The 13285-nt window shown below is 41.6% G+C and carries 10 protein-coding genes; 6 read left to right on the plus strand and 4 right to left on the minus strand.

Features of this window, described 5'->3' with window-relative positions; translation table 11 throughout:
• Positions 1-12 precede the first annotated feature (12 nt).
• On the minus strand, positions 13-1011 hold the full coding sequence (locus G7092_RS15505) for a phosphotransferase enzyme family protein (protein WP_166090711.1): 999 nt from the start codon (positions 1009-1011) through the stop codon (positions 13-15).
• 131 nt (positions 1012-1142) lie between these two features.
• Between G7092_RS15505 and G7092_RS15510 the strand changes: the two genes are divergently transcribed.
• From G7092_RS15510 to G7092_RS15535, 6 genes are all read left to right on the plus strand, one after another.
• Positions 1143-3002: a CocE/NonD family hydrolase gene (locus G7092_RS15510; RefSeq protein WP_166090712.1), complete on the plus strand. Its 1860-nt coding sequence runs from the start codon at positions 1143-1145 to the stop codon at positions 3000-3002.
• 113 nt (positions 3003-3115) lie between these two features.
• Positions 3116-3676 carry a hypothetical protein gene (locus G7092_RS15515; protein ID WP_166090713.1) on the plus strand — a complete coding sequence of 187 codons (561 nt, stop codon included), beginning with the start codon at positions 3116-3118 and terminating at the stop codon, positions 3674-3676.
• A 614-nt stretch (positions 3677-4290) separates the two neighbouring features.
• A complete protein-coding gene (locus G7092_RS15520; protein WP_202985278.1) occupies positions 4291-5970 on the plus strand; it encodes a M1 family metallopeptidase in 1680 nt (559 codons plus the stop codon).
• Positions 5971-5977: 7 nt separating this feature from the next.
• Positions 5978-6616, plus strand: coding sequence for a M949_RS01915 family surface polysaccharide biosynthesis protein (locus G7092_RS15525; protein WP_369074293.1), 639 nt, complete (start codon positions 5978-5980; stop codon positions 6614-6616).
• A 37-nt stretch (positions 6617-6653) separates the two neighbouring features.
• On the plus strand, positions 6654-8327 hold the full coding sequence (locus G7092_RS15530) for a M1 family metallopeptidase (RefSeq protein ID WP_166090715.1): 1674 nt from the start codon (positions 6654-6656) through the stop codon (positions 8325-8327).
• Positions 8328-8660: 333 nt separating this feature from the next.
• Entirely contained in the window at positions 8661-9398 is a 738-nt protein-coding gene (locus tag G7092_RS15535; protein WP_166090716.1) for a head GIN domain-containing protein, read from the plus strand.
• Between the two features lie 151 nt (positions 9399-9549).
• Here G7092_RS15535 and G7092_RS15540 read toward each other — a convergent pair whose 3' ends face one another.
• The 3 genes from G7092_RS15540 to G7092_RS15550 form a co-directional block, all read right to left on the minus strand.
• A complete protein-coding gene (locus G7092_RS15540) occupies positions 9550-10275 on the minus strand; it encodes a DUF2490 domain-containing protein (RefSeq protein ID WP_166090717.1) in 726 nt (241 codons plus the stop codon).
• Between the two features lie 114 nt (positions 10276-10389).
• Positions 10390-11418 carry a lipid A deacylase gene (locus G7092_RS15545; protein WP_166090718.1) on the minus strand — a complete coding sequence of 343 codons (1029 nt, stop codon included), beginning with the start codon at positions 11416-11418 and terminating at the stop codon, positions 10390-10392.
• Between the two features lie 11 nt (positions 11419-11429).
• Positions 11430-13154, minus strand: coding sequence for a glycosyltransferase family 39 protein (locus G7092_RS15550; RefSeq protein WP_166090719.1), 1725 nt, complete (start codon positions 13152-13154; stop codon positions 11430-11432).
• Positions 13155-13285 lie beyond the last annotated feature (131 nt).

A 13285-nucleotide genomic window follows, 5' to 3' on the forward strand; every position in this document is an offset into this window, starting at 1 on the left:
ATTTTATCAAGATCAAAATTCGCAATACTTGTTTACCCATACTTTGATGAGCGCTACCCTATCGGCAATAAAGCGGGTGTTAAAAAACAGGTTCGACCAATCGTCAAAGTTTTCATATTGAAAGCCCAGGTAAAATATCCAGAAGCCTACGCCCAGGTACGGAATAGCTTTGATCTCCTGGTCAGATACAGGTCTTACTTCACGGTAAGCTGCTATAAAAACCTTATACATTCGGTCGGCCTCGTCATCAGTTAGTTTGCCGGTAAATACATGCATAAAAAAATGCACAAAGAACGACATCAGATCATTTGCCAGGTAACCTTGCCCGGCAAAGTCAAAATCAAAAAAGGTGATCTGGCCGGCATCGTCAAAATGAAAATTCTTGGGCAAAAAATCATACTGGCAATAACCATAGCTAAACTTCTTCGTATCAAATGTATTTAGCTTTTGAATTACCTGCATTACAGTCTCCTTCAAATAGGTATATTCACCCGGCAGCTCTGCAAACGCGGGCTTCAGCGTTTTTAAAGGTTGAATGAGCGTGCTATCCGTAGTGTAGGCTTTTCTTTTATAATTCAGCTTTACTACCGAGGTAATGTTATGAACAGTCGCCATTTCGCGACCAACAGTTTTCAATTGCTCATCAGACAGATCCAATACGGGTTTGCCCAGAGCATAGGAAAGCACAATACCATAGCGGATACCTTCGGCGGCATCAAATTTTTGTATCTGGCTGCCAAAAATATCGATCAACGGGTAAGCTACATTTGCGCCATACTCTTTCAACATATTCAGCAATTCCACTTCGCCCTGTATCTCGGTTAAGGAACGGTGCCGGTCGCGGTAAATTTTTAAAATATATTGGGCATCGGTTGCTTCTAAAACATAAGTATCGCTCACCCCCCGCAGCAAATACCGGCATTTGGTTAGCTTTAAGTGATAGGCCGTTTCAATATAATCTTTTAATGCAAGGGCAGATAATGTGGAATACTGGGCTGGAAATGATGACATGAATAAGGTAGATAAATGCTCAAAACTTGATAATACAGGTACTTTATTAAAACTTTATTGCAACAATGATGCAACAAATGATTGAATTAACGATTTACTTGCTAAATTAGGCGTTTAAATTGACTGATCTCATGAAAAAAATTTACTCATTATTTGTGCTGTTACTCCTATGCAGCATTAACGCTTTTGCTCAAAGCGACTATGTAAAGGAACACTTTACCAAAAAAGAGGTGTACATCACCATGCGCGACGGCATCAAGCTTTTTACCGCTATTTATACCCCGAAGGATGCTTCGGCCAAAAACAAGTACCCAATCATGATGCAGCGTACCTGTTATAGCGTTGCGCCGTATGGCGAGGATAAATATCCCGCACGTTTGGGCCCATCAGAAATAATGATGAAAGAGGGCTATATTTTTGTATTCCAGGACGTACGCGGCCGCTGGAAAAGCCAAGGTACCTGGACCAACATGACCCCGGTTATCGACAATAAAAAAAGCAAAACCGATGTTGATGAAGGTTCTGATACTTATGATACTATCGACTGGCTGGTTAAAAATGTGGCCGGCAATAATGGCAAAGTTGGTCAATACGGTATATCTTACCCCGGTTTTTACACTGCGGCAGGTATCCTGTCAAACCATCCGGCCCTGAAAGCGTCATCGCCGCAGGCACCTATTTCCGATTTCTTTTTTGATGATTTTCATCACAATGGCGCATTTCTGGAAGGCTACTTTTTCACCTTCCCTGTTTTTGGTGTTCAAAAAACCGATACCACCAGCAAAGCCTGGTATACCATGCTGAAACCCGATAGCAAAGACGGTTATCAATATCTGCTGGATCTGGGTCCACTTAAAAATGCCGACAAGTTTTACCACGACAATTTCTTCTGGCAGGAAACTATCAATCACCCCAACTACGATGAGTTTTGGCAAAAACGAGGTTTGTTAAAACATTATGGCAAAGTAAAACCCGCAGTAATGCTGGTAGGCGGCTGGTTTGATGCCGAGGATTTAACCGGTCCGCTGGCTATCTACAAAACCATCAACAAAACCGATCCTAATGCTTACAATACCATTGTAATGGGTCCGTTTGGGCATGGCCGCTGGTCGCGCGAAACCGGGCACACCATGCACAGCAATGTTTACTTTGGCGATAGCATTGCTACCTTTTACCAAAAAAACATCGAGGCCAAATTCTTTAACCATTTCCTAAAAGGTAATGGCGACAAAAACTCAGGCCTGCCCAACGCTTATATGTACAATACAGGCAAAAAAGAATGGGCTACTTTTGATAAATGGCCCGCACCCAATGCTGTTCATCAAAAAATGTATTTAGGCAGCGACGGCAAACTGGCTAATGCACAACCTAGCACAGCTGGTTCGGTATCCTATATAAGCGATCCGCTTAAACCGGTTCCTTATACCGAGGATAATACCACCACCATGAATTTCACCCCGCACAATTATATGAGCGAAGATCAGCGCTTTGCCGGTCGTCGCCCGGATGTATTGGTTTATCAAACCGATGTATTGAATGATGATGTAACCCTTGGCGGCGAGATTATGGCACATCTAAAAATTGCCACTACCGGTACCGATGCTGATTTTGTGGTAAAACTGATTGATGTTTACCCTGCTGATGAGCCTAACAACCCGTACATGCCTAATAAAAACATTATCCTGAGCAATTACTGGCAAATGGTACGCTCGGAAGTAATGCCTGCCCGTTTCCGTAACAGCTTCGAAAAACCCGAGGCATTGGTAGCCAATCAAAAAACCGATGTTAATTTCCGCCTGCAGGATGTACTGCATACCTTTAAAAAAGGTCACCGCATTATGATACAGGTACAAAGCACCTGGTTCCCGATCATAGCGCGTAACCCGCAAAAATTTGTGGAGAACCCTTACAAGGCCGACGAAAGCGATTATATAAAAGCCACCGAAACTGTTTATAACGACAGCTTTATCGATGTGCAAGTATTGAAATAAGCCTCACACCAGCCCTTCTCCCAACAGAGAAGGGCTTTTTTATTCTCCGTTTTGGGCGAATGCAAAAATTCCCATAAGAAGATTTAGTAGTTTTAATCCCATTTGAATCAGTGATGAAAATACTTGAAAAAATTAAGTACCATAAAGAGAATAAACAACGGGTAAGATTATACCGAAGAGTTTCAAAAGGTAAAACTGAAACAAGCAATGGGTATATTCTTGATTATTCCGATAAATTTATTTTAATCCACGAGTCTGATGATTTTAAAATAGACGGATATAGCATAGTACCGGTTAAACAGGTCAAGAAGGTCCGTTATGATAAAAGTGATGAGTATTTTAATCAAATGATGATTTGGGAAAATGAGATTGAAAGGGTAGGAATAGATTATGCCATTAACCTAAGCAACTGGCAATCTATCTTTGAATTATTACAGACTAAAGAATTAAATGTAGTTGTTGAATGTGAAGGAGCCGAGATCAATCACTTCACTATTGGCCCAATTGTTAAAACGGGTAAAAAACATGTTCATATTTTATACTTTAATACAGAAGGATATTTTGAGGATAGCCCATCATCAATAGATTATAAATCAATTACAAGAATTGCTTTTGAAACCCAATACCTTACTATATTCGGTAAATATACCCGGCGCCGAACGGTTGATAAATAAATGAATAACGCCTATTAAAATCATCTGAAATAAACAGTAAAGTTACTCATTAAAAATGAATAATAAATTGATTTACAGCTCCCTGAATAAAAGTGACAGTCGCTTACTTTATTGGATATCAATTTCCGCAGTACTTATTATTACTTTTTTTTGCCGGGATTTTATTGAATTGCTTTTCTGCCTTATCGGGTTTATAATACTTTTTACAATACTTTCATACATAACAAAAACCATCATTTTAACTGAACAGACTATAATAATCCAAAGTATTTTCGGAAAAGATAACGTAAAAGACATCATCCAATGCAAGTGCTTAACAAATTCAGTGTTTCTGACAAATACGATGAAAATAGAATTTCTTGATGGCAATTGGTATTTATTTAAAGGAAAATCATCTGATGAAATAGTAAGGATGTTAACAGATACGATTAATATCAATAAAAAAAAATAGAATAGCTCTTTAACAATCGCTTTTTGCTAAAGATTGATACATCGGTAAACTATGCAAACGCCCCCCTTTTGGGGTGAATTTAAGGCAACTTATCTTTAAAAATAAACTTAATCGCAAGATATTTGTAGATTTAGGTTCATTAAACATTGACTGATCCGTTACAATGAACAACTCATCATTTATTAAACTGAATTATCAGTTTATAGTGGGGGCAATCCTATTATGCTTCCCAGTTATTACCAAAGCCCAGCTTTTACAAGAAAAAGAAAAGTACACGCACGCCGATACGTTGCGTGGCAGCCTTTCACCATTACGTTCCTGTTATGATATTAACTATTATCATCTTGATGTGAAGGTTAATATCGACCAAAGATTTATCAGCGGCAGCAATCAATTTAAATTTACCGCTACGGAGGATTTTACCAAACTGCAGTTCGATCTGTTTGCCAACCTCAATGTGGACAAGGTAGTATATAAAGGCAAAAACCTGCCTTACACCCGCGATGCTAATGCTGTTTTTGTTACATTTCCGCAAACGATTGCCAAAGGCAATAAGGACGAATTTACCGTATACTATTCGGGCAAACCAACCGTGGCGGTTAATGCCCCCTGGGATGGCGGTTTTGTATTTAAAAAAGATTCCCTCGGCAAACCCTGGGTAGCTACTGCCTGTGAGGGCGTAGGTGCCAGCATCTGGTGGCCTAATAAAGATCATCTGAGCGATGAGGTTGACAGCATGATGATCAGTATCAGCGTGCCCAAAGGATTAAAAGATGTATCCAATGGAAGGCTTCGCAAAGTTACTCTGCTTAAGGATGGCTACACCCGCTTTGATTGGTTTGTGGCTAACCCCATTAACAATTATGATGTGGTTGCCAACATTGGCGATTATACCCATTTCAGCGATACCTATGATGGCGAAAAAGGTAAGCTTTCCCTTGATTACTGGGTACTCCCCTACAATCTGGCCAAAGCCAAAAAGCAATTTGGCGAAAACGTAAAACCTATGCTTAAAGCTTTTGAACATTGGTTTGGCCCCTATCCGTTTTACGAAGATGGCTACAAACTGGTAGAAACACCGCATTTAGGCATGGAGCACCAGAGCGCTACCGCTTATGGAAACCACTATTTAAATGGTTACCTGGGTTATGACATGTCGCGCACCGGCTGGGGACTTAAATGGGACTATATTATAGTTCACGAAAGTGGTCACGAATGGTTTGGCAACAACATTACCGCTAAAGACCTGGCCGATATGTGGATACATGAAAGCTTTACCTGCTACTCAGAATCGTTGTTTATCGAAAACAACTGGGGCAAAAAAGCAGGCCAGGAATACAATAAAGGCCTCCGGTCGGGCATTGGGAATGAGAGCCCTATTGTTGGCGTTTATAACGTAAACAAAGAAGGCTCTGGCGATATGTACCCTAAAGGTGCTGTATTGCTTAATATGGTGCGTACTATTATCAATGATGATGAAAAGTGGCGTCAAATACTGCGAGGGCTTAACAAAACCTTTTATCACCAAACTGTTACTTACGACCAGGTGGTTAATTATATCACCGAGCAATCGGGTAAAAAACTATTGCCTGTTTTTGACCAGTACCTGCATTATAAAAACCTGCCTACACTGGAGTTTGCCACCCGGGATGGTAAACTGCTCAGTCGTTGGATAGCTGATGTAAATGGTTTCACTATGCCCGTGCTCGTAAGAGTTAAAGGAGGCGAATATAAATTCATAACACCTACCACCCGTTTTACGCCTGTTGCCGTTGACGGTGCTACCATTGATAATATTGAAGTTGATACATTTAACTACTATATCGGTATTCTGAGGGATTAGTATGAATATGCATTACATCAAATTCATGAGCCTGCTGATATTTTTATCCGCAGGGCAAATTGCTATGGCGCAAATCAGTGTAATTAAGGTTAATAAAAGATCGATACCTTCATCCATTAAATATAAAGGAGATATTGTTAGTTCAATACGTTTTACAGACAGTGAAGGTGAGCACTTGTTAATCGCTACCGAAACAGGGATTACCGATACGAGGGGCGATAGTGAAGATGGTAACGGGCGCGATGCTGCCCTGTATGCTTATCAATATACCATAAAAAGCAATGGCAGCCAGCAGCTAAACTGGCAAATGGTTGATTTTGTAAAAGATTGCCAGGTTGACCTGGAAGCAATATACATCCCGGGAACATTTGCCGTTACCGATTTGGACAGGAATGGTAAAGCCGAAGTGTGGCTGATGTATAAAACTTTATGCACCGGTGATATCAGTCCCGGCGAAATGAAGATCATTATGCATGAGGGCGGTAAAAAATACGCCGTAAGAGGGCAAAATAAAGTTAGAGTAGGACAGGGTGAGTATGATGGAGGAAAATATACTTTTGATGATGCTTTTAAAAGCGGCCCCGAGGTATTCAGAAAATATGCCCAGGAACTTTGGAAAAAGAATATATGGGGGCCGAGAGATTAATTGATCGTCAGTAAATTTATAAGCACAGTAATTCAACATGAACATAAAATATTTATATAACATCGCGTCGGCAATTCTGATGCTGACCGCGTTTGCTTTACCAGCTAAGGCTCAACTTGGCGCCAACCGCGAAACCTTTACCCGTGCCGATAGCTTACGCGGCAGTTTAACGCCCTTACGTACCTGTTATGATATCAATTACTATCACCTGGATGTGAAGTTTGATATCGATCAAAAATACATCAGCGGCAGCAATCAGTTTAAGTTTACCGCCACACAGGATTTCACCAAACTACAGTTTGATCTGTTCGCTAATCTAAAGGTTGATAAGGTGGTTTACAAAGGCCAGGAACTACCTTATACACGGGAGTTTAACGCGGTATTCATCACTTTTCCCCAAACCATCACCAAAGGCAGCGCCGATGAGTTCACCGTATTTTACTCCGGTAACCCTACCATTGCCAAACGTGCGCCCTGGGATGGCGGCATTGTATATACTACCGATTCCCTGGGCAAACCCTGGGTGGCTACCGCCTGTCAGGGTATTGGTGCCAGCATCTGGTGGCCCACTAAAGATCACCAGTATGACGAGGTGGACAGCGCCCTCATCAGCATCAGCGTACCTAATGGTTTAAAGGATGTATCCAACGGCCGTTTACGTAAAGTAACCAAATTAAAAGACGGTTACACCCGGTTCGACTGGTTTGTGGCTAACCCCATCAACAATTATGACATTGAGGCCAACATTGGCGATTATGTACACTACGATGGTGTTTACCAGGGCGAAAAAGGTAAACTGACCATGGATTACTGGCCGCTGAGTTACAACCTGAACAAGGCTAAAAAGCAATGGAACGAGAATGCCACCAAAATGCTCAAATCATTCGAATACTGGTTTGGCCCCTATCCGTTTTATGAAGACGGCTATAAACTGGTAGAGACACCTCACCTCGGCATGGAACACCAAAGCGGTACTGCTTATGGCAACCATTACCAGAATGGCTATCTCGGTCGCGACCTTTCGGGTACGGGATGGGGCCTAAAATGGGATTTTATTGTGGTGCACGAGAGTGGGCATGAATGGTTCGGTAACAATATTACCTCCAAAGATGTAGCTGATATGTGGATACATGAAAGTTTTACCAACTACTCCGAATCGTTATTTATAGAAACCTACTATGGCAAACAAGCCGGGCAGGAATATGTGCATGGTACCCGTTTGGCTATCCAGAACGATCGCCCCATTGTTGGCCCATATGGTGTGAACAGGGAAGGTTCCGGCGATATGTACTATAAAGGTGGTAACCTGCTCAACATGATCCGCACTGTTATTAATGACGATGAAAAATGGCGCAGCATCCTGCGTGGGCTCAACAAAACATTTTACCACCAAACCGTTACTTATGATCAGGTGGTTGATTATATCACCACACAAAGTGGCATGAACCTGGCGCCTATATTTGACCAGTACCTGCATTATAAAAACATCCCTATCCTGGAGTTTATAAGCGCAGAAGGTAAATTACTTTGCCGCTGGATAAATGTGAGCAACAAAACATTCAACATGCCGGTAAGGGTTAGAGTAAAAGGCGGCGACTATAAATTTATCACCCCTACTACCCGTTTAGCACCTGTAAAACTGGATGGAGCCACGGAAGATAATATCGAGGTAGATACTTTTAATTATTACATAGGGGTAGCGCGCAATTAAGTTGTATTAGGTTAGGTAGCCTGGTTTAAAAGTGGGTTTACATGGTTTACACATTTTACGGTTTAAATTTATTTATATAATTGATAATTAACTAATTAACATAATTTTATCATTATATTATGGGTTTACATGTAAACCCACTCCGGATCCTCTGCGAGAGAGACTGAAGGAACATAAGTCGTATTAGTTTGTCATCCTGAGGAACGAAGGATCTGTTAGTTAACGTCCTTCGTTCCTCAGGATGACAAAAGCCAGAAAGCCTATTTATTTTAAAAACAATGCAACCTATCGGCGCGTGTTGCGTCTTATAAACAACAAATAATTAACGTTAACATGAAATCACTAACCAAACTTTTATTACTTGCAGCTTTAGCAACAGGCACTGCCGGCTACACTTATGCTGCACCTGTTACTATTGTTAAAACCATACAACAAACTACGCAAGACCGTCATTTATCAGGCTTTAGAGCTATTGATCTGGCTGGCTCTTTTGATGTATATATTACCCAGGGCTCAACAGAGTCGGTAAAGGTAGAGGCGCCCGCTAATGTTATCGACCGGATTATTACCGAAGTACAGGATGGCGTATTAAAAATACACAGTAAAAAAGACTCCAACTGGAACAACTGGGGTTTTGGAAATAGAAAAATGGTGATCTATGTTACCGCAAAGGATCTGAACGGCGTTTCGGTAACCGGTTCTGGCGACATCTTTTTTAAAGAAGGCATCAGCACCAACTCGTTAAAATTAAGCGTTACCGGCTCAGGCGACATGGTGGGCAAAATCAATGTAAAAAAACTGGAAAGCAGGATATCAGGTTCAGGAGATATGAGTCTGTCGGGCCGTGCCGATGAATCAAGCGTAAGCGTAGTAGGTTCCGGCGATTTTAAAGCCCGCGACCTGGTAACCGTAAATACCGCAGTACGCGTAGCCGGCTCAGGCGACGCCACTGTAAATGCCAGCAATAAAGTAGATGCTTCTGTAAGCGGCTCGGGCGATATTCACTACACCGGCGGCGCTAAAAATATCAGCAGCTCCAAAGCAGGCAGCGGCGATATCAGCAGGCTGTAAATAAAAAGGAGCACGGATTTTTGGAGTAAGGAACAAAGACTTTTTTTGGAATGAGGACAAGATAACTTTGTCCTCATTCTGTTTTATACAGAGGTGCCAGCACCTCATCTTATCCTTGCTCTTTGTTCCAAAAATCCTTGCTCCCTAAAGATTAAAACCTCGTATAAAAAGCCAACTGGGCTACGTGGTTCAGCGTATAGGTTTCGGCCAGGTTAATGTATTGATTAAGGTAACCGGCTTCTACATCAAACATTTTGCTTACACGGTAACCTAATGCAACGTAAGCACGGTTTTGATCGAAGAAATGCTTGTTCACCCGGTTTTTATTCTGAACATTAAAAAACACCTCGTTCTGCAAAGCCAGGAATGGACCTTTGGCAAATACAGCCGAATCGTTCTTAAACGGAATTACTCCTCTTACAAAATACCGGAAACGCTGGGCAAAGTAATCGTCATTTTTATTATTGGCAGTCTGCCCTAAAAAGCGTTGCTCCAAACGGAAACGGTGTGCTACAGCAATGTGTTTACCTAATTTATGAGAGTAAGTATACTGCTGCCATATCCGGTGCTCCGGTCTGAAGGTTTTGCTACCATCGGCAGTACGGCCATTTGTAGCGATGTAGGCATAACCCAGAGCTGCTACCTTGTTGTTGGCAAAATAGTAGTTGGCTGATGGACGCAGCAGGGTATGTTTCAAATAGCTCAGATCGTCATGCGAACGGAACTGCCCGTCGAACGAATAGCCCCAGTGCTCCGATAGTCGCTGGCTGTGAAACCAGGCCGCCCAGCCCGAAAATTGATTCTCTTGTGCCAATAGCCTTGCAGGAGCTATAAACAATACCACAAGCAGAACCAGTAATTTGTGCTTTAATTGCATAGTATATGTGATTTGTGTTAATATTCGTATCAATTACTGAGTATCAAGTAGCTAGTATCAAGTATCAAGACCGAATTAAAATCTTGATACTTGATACTAGCTACTTGGTACTTTTTAATCCTTGAATCTGGCCAGGACTTTCCTGCCCAAATCAAACGTTACCCTGAACGCCTCCTGATTACTCATAGGCACTCCAGGCACCTGGTGGAAACTTAAAATAAACTGCCCTTTTATCCTGTTGAATAAAAATGGCGTATAAATAAGATCCAAACGGTTATAAGTTTTATACTGATAAAACGAATCGCCGTAGATAATATGACTACCTTGGCCTTTATAAAATTCATCATATAAAGCAAACTGGTGCCAGCTCAGGTATGCATTAGCTATAAAGCCTTTGGGTGTTTGAAAACCATCCACACCACGGGTACGTTCAAATGATGCCATACCACCTGCCTCTACTGATAACGAATCTAAAAAGGTTTTATGACTGAAGTCTAAACCTAAACGGATCTGACCGCCGCCATTATCCTGTATATGATCGTTGGGAATAGGAATACCGGGACCCGCATCATGCAGCAATAAAAAGTAATGCGACACATAAAAAGGGCCATAAAGTGAAGGACGATATTTACCCGATAAGCCAAATAAAAACTCCTCGCGCTCGGTATCGGTTTGATGGCTCACCCAATCAATCCAGCCCGTTTCGGTAAAATGCTCATTGTGCACACGGGCCAATAAGCCTTCCACGTTAGGACGATAGTAGCGCAGGGTATCATTCAACAAGGCACGCGGATAATCGTCCAGCAAACCTTCACGAGGGAATGCACCCGCGTTAAATAGCCAGTTTTTTCCGGTATAGCTGTAGTAAGCCACTGGATTAACCTTGGCAAAATAAGGCTTCGCGCCAAAATCATGCAGGGCGTTGGCACCAACAACAAAGTGATGTACGCTATCGATATTTAAACCCAAATCAAGCTCGGTACGCACACCAGAATAGGTATGTGACCGCTCTACAAAAGGTTTATACTCGCGGTTATCCAGAAAGCCCATTCCGTTGAAATGGATGTCGAGGCTGTTTTGTGCCAAAGCAGCTGTACTGCTTATGAAGATAATAATTACAAAGAGGTATAGTTTTTTAAGCATGGGGTGATGTATTATTTAACTGTAAAATTGATAGCACCGCTGTTTCTGCCCCCTTCAAATGGTTGGGTACGTAGAGAAAGAATCAACTCGTACCGCCCTTTTTTGGCAGGCGCTGTAACGGCAAAATTATAATGGGCATTTTGCCCTGGTTGTAAAGTAATATGATAAAAACTGTCGTCGGCCTTTTGAACGTTCTGAAAGCCGTCATCTCCAAAAAAGCAGGCCTCAAAATAAACCGGCGACTGCCCCGGAGCGTTTCCAAAATCAACAGGAAAGCTGTAAGTATTTTTAAATGACAGGTTCAGCGTAACCTTCTCACCTGGCGATGCGGTTATTTTGTACGCAGGTAATTCAAAGTCTATCTTCTGATAGGTACGTACATTATTTACCCAACAGGTATACCAGTTACCAACCGATGTTTTAATGGTATCGGTAGTTGTTCCCGGTATAGGGTCTTCTACTACCAGGTACGCCCGTTTATGTTGTATACTATCGTCAATGGGCCATATGTCATATTGGGTACGGCGATAATAACGTGTATCGTAATTAAGACCCTTAACGGTATTGTTATAAAAGTTATACTTCGACGGATTTTGAAAACCTTCGCTAAATATCACATAATTATCACCTGCCTTGGCGTGTACCGCTTTTGCCCAATCCCTGAAACCGAAAAAGCTCTTGATAGCGCCAACCTCTACCAAAGGTGGAAATCCTATGATGATACACAGTCGCAATAAAACTATTAAAGCCATGTTTGCGATGGCCAGTTTGTTAAACCAGGCCGGCACGCGGCTTTGTGCAAAACCAATCAGCACCAGCATGGATAAGGGTACATAAGCAATAAGCGTCCAGTGTAACTGCACCTCGCCTTTAAATGAGGTAAAGAAAAAGAAAAGCAGTATGCCAACGCTATTTATCATTAAGGCGCGCATAAATGCGTCTTTGATACGTACCGTAAATCCTTTGTAAAACAGGAACCAGCCAATCAGCGGTCCGGCCATGGCCAGTTGCCCAATCGGGTACAGGTATGAATATGAAAAGTTATAGGTTTCGGCAGAGCGCTCTGAAAGATGATATTTAAGAGAAGGATAATCATGGTTTACCTGCCATAAAATGTGTGGTACATATAAGCCCACAGCCAGTAGCACAATACCCCAAAACGACCCGCGTTTGAGCAGTTTGATATTGGAGAGCAGCGTAAAAACAACCAGTAATACGCCATGATATTTACTATACAATAGGCCGGCAATAATCACACTCAGTATTAAAGCAAGGGTCCAGCTATCTTTTTCGATGTACCGTTGGTAAACATAAAAGAAAAGGGCGGTAAATAATAACAGGGGCGAATCGGGCGTGGTAGTAAAGCCATAAATATGGAAAACAAATATCCCCGCCATCACCAGAATAAAAGCCCGGGCATTGATACTGTATTTTTTTAACATCAGCCATATCAGGTATAATGATATGGTACTGCTGAGTACAGTAAATAAGCGCACGCCGAATTCGCTGTGCATTAAACTGTAGCCGGCTTTGATAAACAGGGCCACCATTGGTGGGTGGTCATAATAACCCCAATCCAAAAACCGCGAATACATCCAATAGTAGGCCTCGTCGGCATGTATCTCGAGCGTACAGGCCTGCAATACATTTAAAGCTGTCCATAACAATAAAAAATAAATAACAGGGCGGTTATATTTTACCGGTGGCTGTGTATTATTTAAACTGTTATGCTGCATTTATAATGTTAAAAATTGAATTGGCAAAGGTATGATAAAAGATATAAGGCTTAAAGTATTAGTAATCATGATTAAGTAAAATACATCTAATCTTCATAATTTAGCTCTGTCGCTATCCATATATTATAACT

The sequence above is a fragment of the Mucilaginibacter inviolabilis genome (genome assembly GCF_011089895.1).
GTDB classification, from domain to species: Bacteria; Bacteroidota; Bacteroidia; order Sphingobacteriales; family Sphingobacteriaceae; genus Mucilaginibacter; species Mucilaginibacter inviolabilis.